11 protein-coding genes are annotated in these 17,251 nt (G+C 67.4%); 4 read left to right on the plus strand and 7 right to left on the minus strand.

Going from position 1 to position 17,251, the window contains the following annotated elements; genetic code table 11:
• Positions 1-34 precede the first annotated feature (34 nt).
• A complete protein-coding gene (locus PV764_RS08470) occupies positions 35-2,794 on the plus strand; it encodes a TonB-dependent receptor (protein ID WP_421116465.1) in 2,760 nt (919 codons plus the stop codon).
• 566 nt (positions 2,795-3,360) lie between these two features.
• Here PV764_RS08470 and PV764_RS08475 read toward each other — a convergent pair.
• Positions 3,361-4,974 (minus strand): alpha-glucosidase family protein, encoded by a 1,614-nt coding sequence (locus PV764_RS08475; protein ID WP_284128246.1) that lies wholly within the window; start codon positions 4,972-4,974, stop codon positions 3,361-3,363.
• A 315-nt stretch (positions 4,975-5,289) separates the two neighbouring features.
• Between PV764_RS08475 and PV764_RS08480 the strand changes: the two genes are divergently transcribed.
• Positions 5,290-6,288: a polyprenyl synthetase family protein gene (locus tag PV764_RS08480; protein WP_070426810.1), complete on the plus strand. Its 999-nt coding sequence runs from the start codon at positions 5,290-5,292 to the stop codon at positions 6,286-6,288.
• A 162-nt stretch (positions 6,289-6,450) separates the two neighbouring features.
• Here the strand turns inward: PV764_RS08480 and PV764_RS08485 are convergent, their stop codons facing one another.
• A complete protein-coding gene (locus tag PV764_RS08485; protein ID WP_421116466.1) occupies positions 6,451-7,251 on the minus strand; it encodes a dienelactone hydrolase family protein in 801 nt (266 codons plus the stop codon).
• Positions 7,252-7,459: 208 nt separating this feature from the next.
• Here PV764_RS08485 and PV764_RS08490 point away from each other — a divergent pair, with 208 nt between their 5' ends.
• Positions 7,460-8,056: an SMI1/KNR4 family protein gene (locus PV764_RS08490; protein ID WP_421116467.1), complete on the plus strand. Its 597-nt coding sequence runs from the start codon at positions 7,460-7,462 to the stop codon at positions 8,054-8,056.
• A 169-nt stretch (positions 8,057-8,225) separates the two neighbouring features.
• Here the strand turns inward: PV764_RS08490 and murD are convergent, their stop codons facing one another.
• The 3 genes from murD to PV764_RS08505 are packed head-to-tail and all read right to left on the minus strand — an operon-like array spanning position 8,226 to position 13,605.
• Positions 8,226-9,635, minus strand: coding sequence for a UDP-N-acetylmuramoyl-L-alanine--D-glutamate ligase (murD, locus tag PV764_RS08495; RefSeq protein ID WP_421116468.1), 1,410 nt, complete (start codon positions 9,633-9,635; stop codon positions 8,226-8,228).
• Positions 9,616-10,968, minus strand: coding sequence for a UDP-N-acetyl-alpha-D-muramoyl-L-alanyl-L-glutamate epimerase (murL, locus tag PV764_RS08500; protein WP_421116469.1), 1,353 nt, complete (start codon positions 10,966-10,968; stop codon positions 9,616-9,618). Before murL ends, murD begins: the two co-directional genes overlap by 20 nt.
• Positions 10,969-11,001: 33 nt before the next feature.
• Positions 11,002-13,605, minus strand: coding sequence for a bifunctional aspartate kinase/diaminopimelate decarboxylase (locus PV764_RS08505; protein WP_421116470.1), 2,604 nt, complete (start codon positions 13,603-13,605; stop codon positions 11,002-11,004).
• A 205-nt stretch (positions 13,606-13,810) separates the two neighbouring features.
• On the opposite strand from PV764_RS08505, the gene PV764_RS08510 reads away from it, so the two are divergent.
• Positions 13,811-14,686, plus strand: a complete 876-nt coding sequence (locus PV764_RS08510) for a PhzF family phenazine biosynthesis protein (RefSeq protein ID WP_421116471.1) — start codon at positions 13,811-13,813, stop codon at positions 14,684-14,686.
• Positions 14,687-14,701: 15 nt separating this feature from the next.
• Here PV764_RS08510 and PV764_RS08515 read toward each other — a convergent pair whose 3' ends face one another.
• Together PV764_RS08515 and PV764_RS08520 are read right to left on the minus strand one after the other, a co-directional pair.
• On the minus strand, positions 14,702-16,375 hold the full coding sequence (locus PV764_RS08515; protein WP_421116472.1) for an amidohydrolase: 1,674 nt from the start codon (positions 16,373-16,375) through the stop codon (positions 14,702-14,704).
• Positions 16,376-16,458: 83 nt separating this feature from the next.
• Positions 16,459-16,893 carry an OsmC family protein gene (locus PV764_RS08520; RefSeq protein WP_070426802.1) on the minus strand — a complete coding sequence of 145 codons (435 nt, stop codon included), beginning with the start codon at positions 16,891-16,893 and terminating at the stop codon, positions 16,459-16,461.
• Positions 16,894-17,251 lie beyond the last annotated feature (358 nt).

Genomic DNA, 17,251 nt, shown 5'->3' on the forward strand with positions numbered 1-17,251 from the left:
AAAATCGATTGGCAACATTGCCTGGGAGGGGAAAATGTTGAACCGCAAGCGCAGCGCGCTGAGTCTCGCGCTGGCCGTCGCCCTGACGCCGTTGATGGCGTCCGCGCAGACCGCCGAATCCAGTACCACCACCCCACCGACCGGAAATACGGCAACCAACCTGGACACCGTCCAGGTCACCGGCATCCGCCGTGGCATCGAAAACGCCATCGCGATCAAGCAGGACGCCACCTCGGTGGTCGAAGCGATCTCGGCCGAGGACATCGGCAAACTGCCTGACGTGAGCATCGCCGAATCGCTGGGCCGCCTGCCCGGCCTGGCCGCACAGCGCGTGGCCGGCCGCGCCCAGGTCATCAGCGTGCGCGGCCTGTCGCCGGATTTCGCCACCACCCTGCTCAACGGCCGCGAAGTGGTCAGCACCGGTGACAACCGCAGCGTCGAGTTCGACCAGTACCCCTCGGAACTGGTCAACGGCGTGACCGTCTACAAGACCCCGGACGCCGCCCTCGTCGGCCAAGGCCTGTCGGGCACCATCGACATGCAGACCGTGCGTCCGTTGAGCTTCGGCGAGCGCGTGATCGCCATCAGCGGCCGCTACCAGAAGAGCTCGCTGGGCAAGGCCGCCAACGTCGACCCGTACGGCAACCGTTTCAGCGCCAGCTACATCGACCAGTTCCTGGACAACACCCTGGGCATCTCGATCGGCTATGCGCACAGCGACATGCCCATCCAGGAAAACCAGGTCGGCCTGTACGAGCCGTGGACCACCGAGCAGACCGACCAGGGCAACCGCCCCGGCCTGGCTCCGGGCACCGTGTTTTCCGATGGCATCAAGGCCCTGCGCCGCACCGGCAACAACGAGCGCGACGGCGTGATGGCCACCGTGCAGTTCCGTCCGTCGAACGTGTGGACCAGCACGCTGGATGCCTTCCACACCGAAGCCGAGCAGATCGACACTGCCAACCAGTTCGAGGTCAACCTCAGCAACTACAACGGCGGCTATACCCCGGGCCTGCTGATCACCAACCCGCAGATCAACGCCGACGGCACCTTCGCCGGCGGCGTGGCGACCGGCGTGTATCCGCTGGTGCGCGGCATGTACAACAAGCGCAAGGACAAGATCGATGCGTTCGGCTGGAACAACGAGTTCAACTTCGAACGGGTCAAGGTCGTCGCCGACGTGAACTACTCCAAGGCCACGCGCAACGAACTGAATCTGGAGAACAACCTGCAGCTCACGCCGATGCCGCAGCTGGATTCGGTCGGCGTGGTGGTCAAACCGGATGGTTTCTCACAGATCAGCCCGGGCCTGGACTATTCCAACCCGGACGCGCTGTTCCTGACCAACACCATCTACGGCTCCGGCTACGGCAAGGTGCCGATGGTCGAAGACCGCCTGAAGGGCGCCCGCCTGCAGGCCACCTTTGCGATGCCCGATTCGCTGCCGTGGTTCTCCGATGTGGACGTGGGCGTGAACTACGCCGACCGCCGCAAGGACAAGACCCAGGCCGAGGGCAACATCCTGCTGGGCGACCAGGGCGATGCCAACATCGCCAGTGACCTGCAGTACGCGCCGGTCAATCTGGGCTTCGCCGGTATCGGCTACATCCCCGCCTGGAACGTCCCGGCCGCGGTGGACCGCTACATGGTGTTCAACCCGGTCACCAACCTGGACTATCTGATTCCCAAGGCCTGGACGGTGCAGGAAAAGACCAGCACCGCGTGGATCCGCGCCAACATCAATACCGACCTGGGCGAGGTGGGCCTGCGCGGCAACATCGGCGTACAGATGGTGCGTACCGACCAGAGCTCGCAGTCCAATTACTTCGACCGCTCGCGGCCGGACGGCCAGAACATCCTGCCGATCGATGACGGCAAGACCTATACCGACTGGCTGCCGAGTTTGAACCTGGCCTTCATGTTCCCGCACCAGCAGACACTGCGCTTCGCCGTGGCCAAGCAGGTGGCACGCCCGCGCGTGGACCAGATGCGTGCCGGCCTGGAGTTCGGCGTGGACACCGCCACCGGCAAGCCCGGCGGCAGCGGTGGCAACCCGCTGCTGGATCCATGGCGCGCCAACGCCATCGACCTCTCGTACGAAAAGTACTTCGGCGAGAAGGCCTACGTGGCCGCCGCAGTGTTCTTCAAGGACCTGAAGTCCTACGTCTATACGCAGTCGCGCGATGACTACGACTTCAGCGACCTGCTGGCCAGCTACGTACCGCAGCCGGGCATGATCGTGCCGGTGCTGCCGACCGGCACCTTCTCGGCCCCGCAGAACGGCCAGGGTGGCAAGCTGAAGGGCCTGGAGCTGACCGCCTCGTTCCCGCTGGAGATGCTGACCGAGAGCCTGCGCGGCTTCGGCGTGCAGGCCAGTGCGACGTTCAACGACAGCGACATCAAGATCCTGGATCCGGAAAGCGCCTCCAGCGTGGGAAGCGATCCGATCAGCCTGCCGGGCCTGTCCGAGCGCGTGTACAACTTCACCGCGTACTACGAGCGCAGTGGGTTCGAGGCACGCGTGAGCCAGCGCCGTCGCTCGGACTTCATCGGCGAGATCGGCAATTTCAACGGCAACCGCACCCTGCGTTACGTGGTCGGCGAGAACGTGACGGATGCGCAGGTCAGCTACACCTTCGCCGACAGCAGCAGCCTGCATGGGCTGACGCTGCTGCTGCAGGGAAGCAACCTGACCAACGAGCCGTATCGGACCTATGCCGGCACCAAGGATCGCCCGCTGGAGTACGTGGAGTGGGGCCGCACCTACATGCTGGGCGTGAACTACAAGTTCTGATTGAGCTTGCTTCAGCGACGTAATGGCAACATCGAAGAACCCGCTGCTTGTACAGCGGGTTTTTTGTTGGATTTTCTCTGCCCCTGAAGAGCGTCAGCGCCGGCTGTCCTTGGTCTGGTCGGGGGGTGTGTGGCCGATCCGACCATTGCGCATGCGTCAGCTGCTTCAACTGTTTCAACACCTGAGACCAGCGCGACAGCTCAAGCCTGTCGATTTACGGTCGACATCAGCATTGCGGTTGCCAGGACGCGCCGGCCCAGCGTCGCTTTTCCCTTGCGCACCAGCCCATTGTCGAAGGGCGGGCACGGGTGGGTTGGCGGGACCATGAGCGCCATGGATGGCGCGACATGAGCCTACACGGACGTACTTGCGGCGGGTCCCGCCAACCCACCCGTGCCCGCCCAAACCAGCACAAGCGCAGCCCAACGCGCAGTTGCTGTTGCTGTTGCTGTTGCTGTTGCTGTTGCTGTTGTTGTTGCTATTGATGTGGCCCAACGCCCGAACGCAAGACAAAAAAAAGGGCGAGGCACCTGGCCCCGCCCTCTCAATACCACCGGAAAACCTGATCAGCCGCGTCGCGCGCAATACATCGACTGCGCCGGCAACACCAGCTCACTACCAACAACCTCGCCCGCGTCCGGACCCGGCACCTGCACCACCTGCCAGTCTCCCACCGGCAGCGACACCCGCACCGGATCCGCCGACAGATTGAACGCCAACAGCAGCGTCTCCTCCCCGTGCACCCGCTCGAACATCAACACCGGCTCGGCGCACGCAAGGAAACGGATATCGCCCACCAACAGCGTCGGCATCGTGCGCCGCCACGCCAGGAACTGACGGAACGCATTCAACACCGACTGCGGATCATGTTCCTGCGTCGCCACCGAGGCGGCCTGATGCTCCGCCGGAATCGGCAACCACGGCTCACCGGTCGTGAACCCCGCCTTCGGCGCATCGAGCCACGGCATCGGCGTGCGGCAGCCATCGCGGCCCTTGAAGTTCGGCCAGAAGGTGATGCCATACGGATCCTGCAGCGCCTCGAACGGCACATCCGCTTCGCCCAGCCCGAGCTCCTCGCCCTGGTACAGGCAGATCGAACCCCGCAGCGAACACAGCATCGCTACCAGCATCCGCGCCAACCGCGGTTGGGCCGGATGGCCGCCCCAGCGCGTCACTGCGCGCTCCACGTCGTGGTTGGAGATCGCCCAGCACGGCCAGCCTTCGGTCATCGTCGCTTCCAGCCGCGACACCGTATCGCGGATGTAACCGGCGCTGAAATCCTTCACCAGCAGCTCGAAGCTGTAGCCCATGTGCAGCCGGCCCGGCGCGGTGTACTCGGCCGTGGTGGCCAGCGAATCTTCCGCGGAGATCTCGCCCAGGCTGACCGAGCCGGGGTACTCGTCCAGCAGCACGCGCAGCCGCTCGATGAACCCGATGTTCTCCGGCTGGGTGTTGTTGTAGTAGTGGTACTGGTAGGCGTACGGGTTGTCCGCGCTGAAGCCACGGCCCAGACGCTTCTCCAGCGGCTTGGCCGGGTTGTCGCGCAGCTGTGCATCGTGGAAGCAGAAGTTGATCGAATCCAGGCGGAAGCCGTCCACGCCGCGATCCAGCCAGAACCGCACATAATCCAGCGTGGCCTGCTGCACCGCCGGGTTGTGGAAGTTCAGGTCGGGCTGGTCGGCCAGGAAGTTGTGCAGGAAGTACTGCTCGCGGCGCGGCTCCCACTGCCAGGCCACGCCGCCGAAGATCGACATCCAGTTGTTGGGCGGGGTGCCGTCCTCGCGCGGGTCGGCCCATACGTACCAGTCCGCCTTGGGATTGGTACGGTCCTGGCGGCTCTCCTGGAACCAGGCATGCTCGATCGAGGTATGGCTGAACACCTGGTCGATCATCACCTTCAGGCCCCGCGCATGCGCCTTGGCCAGCAGCTGGTCGAAGTCGGCCAGCGTGCCGAACATCGGATCGACATCGCGGTGGTCGGCGATGTCATAGCCGAAGTCGGCCATCGGCGATTTGAAGAACGGCGAGACCCAGATCGCGTCGACGCCCAGCGCGGCCACGTAGTCCAGGCGTTCGATGATGCCGGGCAGGTCGCCCACGCCATCGCCATTGGCATCCAGGAAACTGCGCGGGTAGATCTGATAGATGACGGCACCGCGCCACCATGGAGACTGCGACATTGAGGCCCCCCTTCGGGCTTCCACGGCACCCCAGAGGGGGCCAGAAACGAACCCGACAAGCTTAGCGGGGCGCCTCCAGCGGTGGGGTCGCATGCATACGTATTCACGCCAGATGGCGGCGCGGGGCGCATTCCCAGCGCCCGGCCGGGCGGCAGCCAACCGGGCACGGCGCATCGGTGGCGGCGCCCAGGATCGGCAGGGTCCGCCCCCCCCCCCACGTCTGCCGCGCACCTTGGCCGGGCCACAGGCGCGTCTTCGCAGGCGGAATACGACGGCACCGCCTATAATTCCGGCCAAGCCTGAAAGTCAGACCGCATGACCATCACCGAAGACACCCGCCCCGCGCTGGGCCTGCCCCAGATCCAGTCGCTCGCTGCGCCCGACATGGACGCCGTCGATGCGCTGATTCGTCGCCGACTGTCCTCGGATGTCGTGCTGATCAACCAGATCGCCGACCACATCATCTCGGCCGGCGGCAAGCGCCTGCGCCCGATGCTGGTGATGCTGGCTGGCCGCGCGGTCGGCCAGGCCGGTCCGGAACACCACCAGCTGGCCGCGATCATCGAGTTCATCCATACCTCGACCCTGCTGCACGACGACGTGGTGGACGAATCCAGCCTGCGGCGTGGCCGCAGCACCGCCAATGCACTGTGGGGCAACGCCCCGAGTGTGCTGGTCGGCGATTTCCTGTACTCGCGCAGCTTCCAGCTGATGGTCGAACTGGACCGCATGCCGGTCATGCGGATCCTGGCCGACACCACCAACCGCATCGCCGAGGGGGAGGTGCTGCAGCTGCTGCACGTGCATAACCCGGATACCGATGAAGCCGCCTACCTGCGTGTGATCGAGCGCAAGACCGCGGTGCTGTTCGCCGCCGGCACCCGTCTGGGCGCGCTGGCCAGTGGTGTCGATGAGGCCACCCAGCAGGCGCTGTACGACTACGGCATGCACCTGGGCTACGCCTTCCAGATTGCCGACGACGTGCTGGACTACTCGGCCAATGCCGATGAGCTGGGCAAGAACCTGGGCGACGACCTCGCCGAGGGCAAGGCCACCCTGCCGCTGATCCACGCGATGGCGCATTCGGATGCCACGACCCGCGAGCGCCTGCGCGAGATCGTGCAGAACGGTGACGCCGAGGCGATGCCGGAAGTGCTGGCGGCCATCCACGCCACCGGCGGCCTGGACTACAGCCGCGCGCGCGCCGAGGAGTATGCCGACGCCGCCGAGCGTGCGCTCGACGGTTTGGCCGACAACGATGCCGTGGCCGCCCTGCGCGGGCTCGCCCGCTACGCGGTGCAGCGTTCGCATTGACGGAGGGCGTTCCGCCCGACGGTTGTAACCCTCAGAGGTAGAGCCGACCGTTGGTCGGCTGCGCTTCGCCCCCGCACCACGATCACCGATGAACGCACCACGCCATGCGCGGTGCAGCCGACCAACGGTCGGCTCTACCGGGGGGTGGTCTCGAACCGCTCCTCACCGGGCTCTGGTCTCGAACCGCTCCTCGAAGAATTCATCCAGCGCCTTCCAGGCACGCTTGGCCGCCCGTTCGTTGTACAGGCAGCCTGGCGGGCTGTTGGCATCGGATTCGGCGAAGCAGTGCACCGCGCCACTGTAGTTGGTGAACTCCCAGTCGACCTTGGCCGCGTTCATTTCCTGCTCGAAGCTGGCGATGTCCGCTTTGCTTACGCCCTTGTCGTCGGCGCCATTGAGCACCAGCACGGAGGGATGCGTCCCGCCGGCCTTGGCCGGCAGCGGTGAGCCCAGGCCACCGTGCAGGTTGACCACGCCAGCCAGCGGTGCGCCGGCGCGCGCCATCTCCAGCACCGTGGTGCCGCCGAAGCAGAACCCGACCGCGCCGATCCGGCTGGCATCCAGCGGCGCCTTGCCGGCCTGGGCCTTGAGCACCTCGATCGCCTTGAGCGCACGGGCGCGCAGCACGGGGCGGTCGTTGCGCAGCTTGGTCGCCACCGGACCGGCCTCGGCGTCGGTCTTCGGTCGCACGCCCTTGCCGTACACATCGGCGACCAGTACCACGTAGTCATCGCCGGCCAGCTGCTTGGCCTTGGCGATGGCCGAGTCGTTCACGCCCTTCCAGTTCGGCACCATCACCAGGCCGGGACGCTTGTCATTGTCACTGTCGTCGTAGACCAGCACCCCACTGAACGTGGTGCCGTCCTGGGTCCACTCCACCGGCTTGGCCTGCATTGCCGCCAGCGCGGGCAACGCCGTCATTCCCAACAGCACCGCCGCACCCCACCGCCATTGCCTGTTCATGCGTCTGCTCCCGACAGAAAGAGCCCCGAGTGTATGACGGCCGGTTGACGGCACCGTGTAGAAGCGCCGGGTCGACGGCCCCCCGGTGATCCGGCAGGCCGGCCACGCCCCGACCTCATCTGGATTGACCACCGCCGTCCCTGTTATTGAATTAACTACCTCCGTCCCTGTTATGGCAGGCTGGCCGGCCCCGTGTACGGAATACCCCATGAGCCTTGTCGACCGTTTCCTGTCCGGCCTGGTGCCGCGCCTGCCCGAAGATGATGCGCGGATGTGGGCCTGGGTCGAGGGCGCTAGTGCAGCCGATCTGCAGCGCCTGCACGAGCGCTGGCCGCAGGCGCCCGAGAGCCTGCTTGCACTGCTGGCGCGGGTCGACGGCACGCATTTCCGCGCCTACCCGGGCGGCGAGGTGGTGGTGCTGATGCTGGGCTCGGACGTCGAAGAGGGGCATTACCCCTACTACCTGCGTTCGGTGGACCAGGTCTTCGAGGACAGCGCGCAGTGGGATGACAGCATCCGCTCGATCTACGAGGAATGGCTGGAGGAAGACCCGGAGATTCTCGGCGACGGCATCGATGCCGACCTGCCGATGGGCAAGCGCCTGTGCTTCTCGCACTGCATGAACAACGGCGGCAGCTCGATGCTGTACCTGGATTTCGATCCCGCGCCCGGTGGCACGGTCGGCCAGGTGGTGCGCTACCTGCACGACCCGGACAGCTACCGGGTGATCGCGCCGAGCTTCGATGCATACCTGCAGCAGCTCATCGAAAACGACTACGCCTTCATCGATGAGGAAGAGGTCTGACGCGTAGATCACCGACGTGCCCCGCGCGGATGAACGATGCCGCACATCCCAGGGGCAGAGCCACGCCATGCGTGGCTGCGCCATCCACACCACGGTAGAGCCACGCCATGCGTGGCTGCGCGATCCACACCAACGGCAGCCACGCATGGCGTGGCTCTACAGCGACCTATCAGGCGATCCCGATCCCCGGGATCGCCGTGATCTGGTCCGGATCGAAGCCGGCCAGTTCGGCGAAGTGGCGGCCACGGGCGACGTAGTCGCGGTACACGCCATAGCTGGGCGCGCCCGGCGACAACAGCACCACCCCGCCCTGCCCGCCAAGCGCGGCCTGCGCCAGCTGCATGGCCTCGGGCAGATCGGCAGCCGCATGCAGACCGAAACGGCCGGCATCGGCCAGCGGCTGCAGCAGTGCGTGGATGCGCGGGCCGTTGGCGCCCATCGTGACGATCTCCACCGGCGGTACGTCGTGCGCCATGTGCGCGACGAAGTCGTGCCAGTCCAGTCCACGATCATGCCCGCCCACCAGCAGCGCGATGCGGTGCCCGGCGAAACATTCCAGCGCCGCCAGGCTCGCGTGCGGCGTGGTGCTGATCGAATCGTTGACGTAGGTGATCCCCTCGCGCGTCCCGATGGTCTGCAGGCGGTTGGGCAGCGGGCGGAAGTCCTGCACCCTCGGCGCGAGCGCCACAGCGTCCAGGCCCAGCGCTTCGATCGCCGCCAGCACCGCGCACAGGTTGCCGCGGTTGTGCCGGCCGGGCAGCGGGGTATGCGAGGTATCGAACACCGGCTGCTCGCGGCGATGCACGACATCGCCGCGCATGTGCCAACCCAGCGGCTGGTTGAACCAGATGATCTCGCTGCGGGGCAGCGACAGCCCGGCCAGGTGTGGATCGGCTGCGTTGAGCACCGCGATCCGCGGCGCGGCCCCGGTGACCAGCTGCAGCTTGTCTTCGATGTAGCGCGCTTCGCTGCCGTGCCAGTCCAGGTGTTCGGGGAACAGGTTGAGCACGATGGCGACCTGTGGGTGCGCGCCACTGCGCGCGACCTCGCCGGTCTGGTAGCTGGAGAGTTCCACCGCCCAGTACTGCGGCGCGGGCTGCGGCGCCAGCACTTCCAGCAGCGGCAGGCCGATGTTGCCGATCAGCCCGGTGCGCGCGCCCGAGGCACGCAGCAGGTGCGCCAGCAGCGCGGTGGTGGTGCTCTTGCCCTTGGTGCCGGTCACGCACACGGTGTCGTGCACGATGCCGTCGCCGGCGGCCTGCTCTGCGAACCACAGCGAGGTACCACCGATGAACTGTGTGCCCTGCGCCCCGGCGTGCAGCGCCGCCTCGCCATACGGGCTGATGCCCGGTGATTTGATCACCACGTCGAACGCGGCGAGCGCCTCGCCGGTGACCTCCGATCGCACCGTCAGCGCAGCGCCGGTTTCCTCGCGCGCCGCGGCGGCCTCGGCCTCCGGGCAGAACAGGGTCAGCGGCAGCGACGGCAGCCGCTGCTGCAGGACGCGGAACGCCGCGCGCCCCTCGCGTCCCCATCCCCATAGGGCAACGCGCTTTCCCTCAAGCTGCGAAATTCGCACGCAGGCGCTCCCAGATCGCCGGCGGAATGCGGTGTTCGCCTTCCAGTACCAGCAGCGGTTCGATCTGCAGTTCGGTGGCCTCCAGCTGCGGGCGGATCTCGTGGACGAAACGCTTCACCAGCGCGTCCTCGTTCCACTCCGGGCGCGCGGCCAGGGTCGCCATCGCCGCTCGCGATTCGCGGCCTTCGCCGACGCACTCGAACGGTTTGTGGTCCTGGAATTCCAGCAGCGCATCGAAGCCCGGGGCCTGCTCGATATCGTCGAGCAGATTGCGGCCGAAGATCCCGACCAGGCGCATCTTCGGCATGAACGGAGCCAGCGCCAGGAACACGAAGTGACACTTCGGGCAGACACCGCACCAGCGGTTCACCGGGCGCTCGCCCAGGATGTGGAAGTTGCGGTTGCAGCTGGAGAAATGTGCGTCGTAGAAATCGCTCTTGGCGAACTGACGCGCCACCGCCAGCTCCGAAAGCGGGCGCAGCAGCGAGTAATAGTGCAGGTCCGCCGCAACGTGCTGCTCCAGGTGCTCGCCGAAGGCCTGCTCGAACGCCCAGCCCTTCGACCACTGGTGGTTGACCTCGCCGGTGCCGGGAATCTGGCTGCCATAGCTGGCCGAGCGTTCGTTGGAGAACACCACCTGGTCCACGCCCTGCAGCAGCGCGGCCAGCACCATGATCGCCGAGTTCACCGCGGTGACCGGGATATGCCCGTTCCAGGCGCCCTGGCGATTGAGCTCGAACAGCTCCGGGGCAAGCGTGCGGCCGATGTTGAGGATCGGCAGGCCGGTGCGCTCGGCGCAGGCGCGGATCAGCTGCGAGCCACCGATCCAGGTCACCGTTTCTTCGATGCCGAGGTTGCGCAGCGCTTCGATGCTGACCAGCGAATCCTTGCCGCCGCCGATGGCGACCAGCGCGTGTTCGCGCAGGCCCAGTGCCGGCGCGGCGAAGGCCTCGCCGTCCACCGGCAGGCGGAAGCGGCCACGCAGGTTCAGGCCATTGCGGTAGGCGAACTCGCCCAGGCCGTTGAGGTAGACCGTCTCCACCAGCGCGGCGGTGGCCGCATCGATGGTGTAACTGTCGATGCGCACCTGCTCGGGAACGCCCGCCTTGTAATAGCTCACACCGGCGATCAGGTGCAGCAGGCGCAGGGCGCGCTGCACCGCCTCGGCGCGGTCGCCCTCGAGCACGAACGGCGCACCGGGGATGGTGACCGTCTCGATCAGTTCCGGGCCGTCATCGAAGGCGTAGACCAGCTGCGCCACGCCGGTGTCCGCGGCGAACGCGCAGCGGACGAAGCGGAAAACGGCAACCTGGTGTTTATCAAAAGCAGTCATGGTGTATCCGGTTTGAAAGGCGGCAGGCAGCGGTCACGGGCCATCATCGATGACGTCCTCGCGCGGCAGCTCGCGCTGGTTGTAAGTGTTGGCCATGACGTAGCCATACGCGCCGGCGTCGGCGATCAGCATCACATCGTCCGGCGCGGTCGAGGCCGGCAGGCGGCGACGCTTGCCGAACACATCGCTGGATTCGCAGATCGGCCCGACCACATCGAACATCGCTTCGGAATAGCCACTCAGGCGGCTGAGGTTCTCGATGTCATGCCAGGCGTCGTACAGGGCCGGACGCATCAGCGTATTCATGCCCGCATCCAGACCGACGCGGCGGATGCCGTCCTTCTCCACCACCTGGGTGGCCCGGGCCAGCAGCACGCCGGACTCGGCCACCAGATACCGGCCCGGCTCGATCGCCAGGCGGAACGCGGGGTGCACCGCCTTCACTTCGGCCAGGCCAACGGCCCAGGCCTCCAGATCGAACGGCTCGTCATCGGCGCTGTACGGGATCGGCAGGCCACCGCCGATATCGATGGTCTCGACGCTGCCGATGCGGCGGGCGAACCCGGCCAGTTCATCGCACATCAGGCGCCAGTGCTGTGCGGTTTCCACGCCGCTGCCCAGGTGCGCATGCAGGCCGACCACGCGGGTGCCCAGCTCGCCGGCGATGCGCACGAACTCATCCACGCGGGCGATCGGCAGGCCGAACTTGGAGTCCTTGCCACCGGTGCGGACCTTGGCATGGTGGCCTTCGCCACGGCCCAGGTCCACGCGCAGCCACAGCTCGCGGTTGCTGAACAGTTCCGGCCAGCGCTGCAGTGCTTCCACGTTGTCCAGGGTGACGGTCACGCCCAGCGCGAACGCGGCATCGTACTCGGCGTGCGGCGCGAAGCTGGGGGTGAACAGCACGCGCTTGGGCGACAACGTCGGCAGCGTGTTGAACACGTGCTTGAGCTCGCCGTGCGAGACGCACTCCAGGCCGAAGCCTTCCTGCTCCAGCACTTCCAGGATGGCCGGGTGCGAGTTGGCCTTGATCGCGTAGTAACGCTGGTCGATCGCCTTGATCGCGTTCAGCGCGCGCGCGCGCGCCCGCACCGTCGGCAGGTTGTAGACGTAACGCGGCGTACCGGCCTGGGCGAGCGTCAGCAGGTGCTCGCGCTGGCCCCGCCACCAGGCGGTTTCGCGCGGGCGGATGGTGCCGGCGATCTCGCGCCAGCGCGGGCCGAAGACTTCGCCCTCTTCCACCGGCATTGCGCCGCTGTCGATCAGCTCGGCGTGCAGGATCGGCAGCAGCCCGTCCGCATCCGCCTCGTCGATCACGAAGGTCAGGTTCAAATCGTTGGACGACTGCGAAATCATGTGCACGCGTTCGCGGCCGAAGGTGGCCCACACGTCCGAGAGCTTGTGCAGCAGCGAGCGCATGCCGCGGCCGACCAGGGTGATTGCCGCGCACGGCACGATGATCTTGACCTTGCAGATCTGCGAGAGGTCGGCCGACAGCGCGGCCAGCACGTCGGTGCTGACCAGGTTCTCGGAGGGATCCAGCGAAACGGTCACGTTGGTCTCGGCCGAACCGATCAGGTCAACGGAGAGGCCATGCTTCTTGAACAGCCCGAACACGTCGGCCAGGAAGCCGACCTGCTGCCACATGCCGATGCCTTCCATCGAGACCAGCACGATCCCGTTGCGGCGGCTGATCGCCTTCACGCCCGGCACCGCTGCGGCATTGCCGTCGATGCTGGTGCCCGGCAGTTCGGGACGCTCGGTATCCAGGATCGCCATCGGCACCCCGGCGTCGCGGCACGGCTTGATCGAACGCGGGTGCAGCACCTTGGCGCCGGTCGTCGCGATTTCCTGCGCCTCGTAATAGTCCAGGCGGGTCAGCAGGCGCGCGTCCGGCACGTCCTTCGGGTTGGCACTGAACATGCCCGGCACGTCGGTCCAGATCTCCACGCGGCTGGCGCCGAGCAGCGCACCGAAGTACGCCGCCGAGGTATCCGAACCGCCACGGCCGAGGATGGCGGTGCCGCCATCGGCGTGGCGGGAGATGAAGCCCTGGGTGATCAGCATGCGGGTCGGCTGGGCGCGGAAACGCGCGGCCCAATCGGCCTCGGCACGCCACTGGCAGTTCACCGACAGGCGCTGCGACCACTCGCTCTGGCTGGGCTGCGGCGGCAGCGCATCGAGCCACTCGCGTGCGTCCATCCAGCCGAAATCCAGACCGCTGGCGCGCAGATAGGCCGCACCAACGGTCGAGGACAGCAGTTCGCCCTGGCCCAGCACCTCGGCCTGCCATTCCAGCGGCCGCCCGGCGGCACGCGGATCATCGAGCAGCCCGGCCAGCGCGTGCAGACGGACGTCCAGCGCGGTGGCATCCAGCTCCAGCTCGGTCAGGAACGCGCGGTGGCGCGCGACCAGCGCCGCGACGCGGTCGCGGCTGTCGGCGGCGCCATCGGCGATCGCGGTGAGTTCATTGGTCACCCCGGACAGCGCCGACACCACCACCAGCACGCGCGAGCCCGTTTCTTCCGCCCGTTTTTTCGCCAGTTTGCCGATGGTGTCCCAGCGGTGACGACGCGACACGGAGGTGCCGCCGAACTTCAGTACGATCCAGCGATCGACAAGGGGGGAAGCTGACATGGAGGTGGAGGTTTGGGTAGTGAGGGGAATCGCCCGGCACGCCGGGCCGAACCCCCGATTCTATGCCAAGCCTGGCCGTTGCAGGGCCCGGGCGGCCCAGGCCGGGCGGATTTGGCCGGTCGCCGATGCGCGGGGCGCCGGTCACGGCCCGGAACGCAGCCCCGATTGGTAAGCTGCCCGCCCGTTTTTCGTTGAGCGATCTGCCATGACCTCCCGTCGTTTCCTGCAGCTGGATGTGTTCTCGCCCTACCCCGGCGCCGGCAACCCGCTGGCCGTCGTGCTCGATGCACAGGGGCTGGACGCGGCGGCGATGCAGGCCATTGCCCGCTGGACGCGGCTGCCGGAAACCACCTTCGTGTTCCCGCCGCAGGCCCCGGGCGCCAGCTACGGCATCCGCATGTTCAGCCCGCAGAAGGAAGTCCCGTTCGCCGGCCACCCCAGCGTGGGCACCGCCCATGCCGTGCTGGAACTGGGCGTGGCCGCGCCGGTCGAGGGCGTGCTGGTCCAGGACGGCATCGCCGGGGCGTTGCCCCTGCGCGTGGACGGCAGCGGCGCTACCCGCACCATTGCGATCCGCACGCCGCGTGCAGCGGTGGCCGAAGTGACGACCGCCAACGATCCGCGCCTGCAGGCCGCGCTGGCCGGTTGGCCCTTGGGCAGCCTGCCGCCGGCGCGCATGGCCGGTGGCCGCAGCTGGTGGGTGGTTGAACTGGCAGACGAAGCGGCCCTGCGCGCACTCACCCCGGACTGGGATGCCGTTGCCGCCCTGGCCGAAGCGACCGACACCATGGGCGTGTTCGCCTATGCGCGCAGCCAGGGCCAGGCCTGGGATCTCGCGGTACGCGCCTTCGTCGGCAATGGCCGTCGCTTTGAAGACGCTGCCTCCGGTGCGGCCAATGCCGTGCTCGCTGCCTGGCTGGACAGCCGCGATGCCCTGCCCGGCACCGCGCACGGCTACGTGGTCAGCCAGGGCCGCGAAGTCGGCCACGACGCGCGCCTGACCCTGCGCATCGATGACCACGGCGATGTCTGGTCCGGCGGCCAGGTGCAGACCGTCATCCGCGGCACGCTGGACTGGTGATCCTGCGGCGGCGACTCAGCGCGCCGCGTCATACACCGGTGCGCCATCGACCCAGGTCGAGCGCACCTGCAGGTCGGCCAGCCCGGCGGGCGGCACGCTGAGCGGGTCGCGATCAAGCACCACGAAGTCCGCGCGCAGGCCCGGCTGCAACCGCCCGACCTGGCTGTCGTCATGACCCGCCCAGGCCGCATCGGCGGTGAACCCGCGCAGCGCTTCGGCTGCGGTCAGCCGCTGATCAGGCTGCCAGCCACCGGGCGGTCTGCCGGCACGGTCCTGGCGGGTGACCGCCGCATACAGGCCCAGCCGCGGGTCGACCTGCTCGACCGGGAAGTCCGAGCCCAGGGCGAGCCGGGCACCGGAGGCCAGCATCCGCCGCCAGGCATAGGCGCCGAGGATGCGCTCGTGGCCGACCCGATCCTGCGCCCAGCCCATGTCCGAGGTGGCGTGGGTAGGCTGCATCGAGGCGATCACGCCGAGCTGGGCGAAACGCGGAATGTCCTCCAGCGCGACCACCTGCGCATGTTCGATGCGCCAGCGATGGTCGCCACTGCGGCGCTCGCCGAGCACCCGTGCATAGGTGTCCAGCGCGATCCGGTTGCCGCGGTCGCCGATCGCATGCGTGGCGACCTGGACATGACAGGCATCGGCTTTGCGCACGGCGGTCTCGAAGTCCTCAGGTGAGGTGACCAGCAAGCCGCGGTTGTGCGGGTCATCGCTGTAATCGGCCAACAGCGCCGCACCGCGGCTGCCCAGCGCGCCATCCATGAACAGTTTGACCCCGCGCATTTCCAGCCGGCCGCCGGCGTGCTGGTAGGCCCCGTTCGCGCACAGATCGGCCAATGCGTCGCTGTTGCCATCGGCATAGGCATCGATGCGCAGCGGCAACCTGCCGGCGTCGGCGAAGCGGCGCATCAGGGCCAGATCGGCGCGCGATACGCCCATGTCGTGCACGCCGGTCAGGCCCTGGCTGACTGCTTTGTCGAGCGCGCGGGTCAGCATCTGCTCGCGTGCGGCCTCGCCCGGGGGCGGTATCGCCGCCTGCACCAGGGTCATCGCTTCATCGATGAACACCCCGCTCGGCTGGCCCTTGGCATCGCGCACGATGCGCCCGCCTGCAGGCTGCCAGTTGCCCTTCAGCGCGCGTTGCCCGGGGCGCTGGGCGACCGCGCGCAGTGCCGCGCTGTTGCCCCAGCCGGCGTGGCCGTCGATGCGGCCCAACCAGACCGGGCGGTCCGGGAATGCAGCGTCGAGATCGGCCACGGTCGGAAACTGTTTGCCCGGCCAGCGGTTCTGGTCCCAGCCACTGCCCAGCAGCCAGCCCTCGGGGTTCTCCGCCGCAAAGCGCTGCAGGCGCGCGACGATGTCGGCAGTGCTGGTCGCGCCGGTCAGGTCGGCCTGCATCAGGGTGCTGCCGAGGAACATCAGGTGCGCGTGCGCGTCGATCAGGCCCGGGATCACGGTCGCCTGGCCGACGTCGGTCAGCGCCGCCAGTGGATACAGCTCGAGCATCGCCTGCCGGTCACCGACGGCAAGCACGCGCCCGGTCTCGGTCTCCCATGCCAGCGCGGTGGCGGTCGGCGCGTCCGGATCGCCGGTGTGGATGGTGGCGGCGGTCAACAGGCGGACATCGGCCTGCGCGGTGGCCGCCAGCAGGCAGGCCATCAGGGCAGCGAGAGCAGTCGGACGCATGCAGACACCCCACAAAAGGAAAGCGGCGACTATGCGGCCGCCGCTTTCCCATCACAATCTGCTGTGCACCAATCGTGCGCCGATCAGCTGGCCAGTTCGGCTTCCAGCGTGATCGGCACCGCACTGAGCGCCTTGGAGACCGGGCAGTTCTGCTTGGCGTCATCGGCGATGGCACGGAACTGGGTGGCCTCGATGTTCGGCACCACGGCCTTCACCTTCAACGTGATCTGCGACAGCTGCGGGCCACCTTCCATCGAGAGGTCGACCTTGGCTTCGGTATCCAGCGAGGTCGGCACGAAACCGGCTTCGGTGAGCTTGGCCGACAGCGCCATGGTGAAGCAGCCGGCGTGTGCGGCGGCGATCAGTTCTTCCGGGTTGGTGCCCTTCTCATCGCCGAAGCGGCTGCTGAAGGCATAGCGGGTTTTGTCCATCAAGCCGCTCTGGGGCGTGCTCAATTGTCCCTTGCCTGTCTTGAGGTCACCTTCCCAATGCGCGGTGGCATGACGCGAAATACCCATCGTTGATCTCCTGCGGGATGAATGGCCAGGCCAGCCTAGACCGGTCCGCGTTAGCACCGTGTCTGGCCGCCGCCAGCCTGCTGCCGGGTGTCGCCCCCAGCTGAATCGGCGATCAGGATGGATGCTGTTTTCAAGTGGTTTTCGTGCGACAGTCGGGGTGCGACGGTCCATGACCGATGGCACCCGCCGCGAGGGCGGACCCTGTTTTTTGGCTATGACCTGATGCACCGCGGTAACGAAGGGCGTGGAAATCACGAATTTTTATGCGTCTGCCTATTGGCGGCGCCCCACAGTTGCCCTACATTTCGCTTGCCGACGGGGTTCGGCGCGACCAAACAACCAACCGTTCACGGAACAG

It is taken from the genome of Stenotrophomonas sp. AS1 (assembly GCF_048957655.1).
Lineage (GTDB): Bacteria > Pseudomonadota > Gammaproteobacteria > Xanthomonadales > Xanthomonadaceae > Stenotrophomonas > Stenotrophomonas bentonitica_A.

Excerpts from the sequence above, each read along its gene's own strand:
- PV764_RS08480 (WP_070426810.1), top strand. The coding sequence starts at position 5,290 with ATGACCATCACCGAAGACACCCGCCCCGCGCTGGGCCTGCCCCAGATC.
- murL (WP_421116469.1), bottom strand. The coding sequence starts at position 10,968 with ATGACTGCTTTTGATAAACACCAGGTTGCCGTTTTCCGCTTCGTCCGC.
- PV764_RS08470 (WP_421116465.1), top strand. The coding sequence starts at position 35 with ATGTTGAACCGCAAGCGCAGCGCGCTGAGTCTCGCGCTGGCCGTCGCC.
- PV764_RS08505 (WP_421116470.1), bottom strand. The coding sequence starts at position 13,605 with ATGTCAGCTTCCCCCCTTGTCGATCGCTGGATCGTACTGAAGTTCGGC.
- PV764_RS08475 (WP_284128246.1), bottom strand. The coding sequence starts at position 4,974 with ATGTCGCAGTCTCCATGGTGGCGCGGTGCCGTCATCTATCAGATCTAC.
- PV764_RS08510 (WP_421116471.1), top strand. The coding sequence starts at position 13,811 with ATGACCTCCCGTCGTTTCCTGCAGCTGGATGTGTTCTCGCCCTACCCC.
- PV764_RS08490 (WP_421116467.1), top strand. The coding sequence starts at position 7,460 with ATGAGCCTTGTCGACCGTTTCCTGTCCGGCCTGGTGCCGCGCCTGCCC.
- PV764_RS08520 (WP_070426802.1), bottom strand. The coding sequence starts at position 16,893 with ATGGGTATTTCGCGTCATGCCACCGCGCATTGGGAAGGTGACCTCAAG.
- PV764_RS08515 (WP_421116472.1), bottom strand. The coding sequence starts at position 16,375 with ATGCGTCCGACTGCTCTCGCTGCCCTGATGGCCTGCCTGCTGGCGGCC.
- PV764_RS08485 (WP_421116466.1), bottom strand. The coding sequence starts at position 7,251 with ATGAACAGGCAATGGCGGTGGGGTGCGGCGGTGCTGTTGGGAATGACG.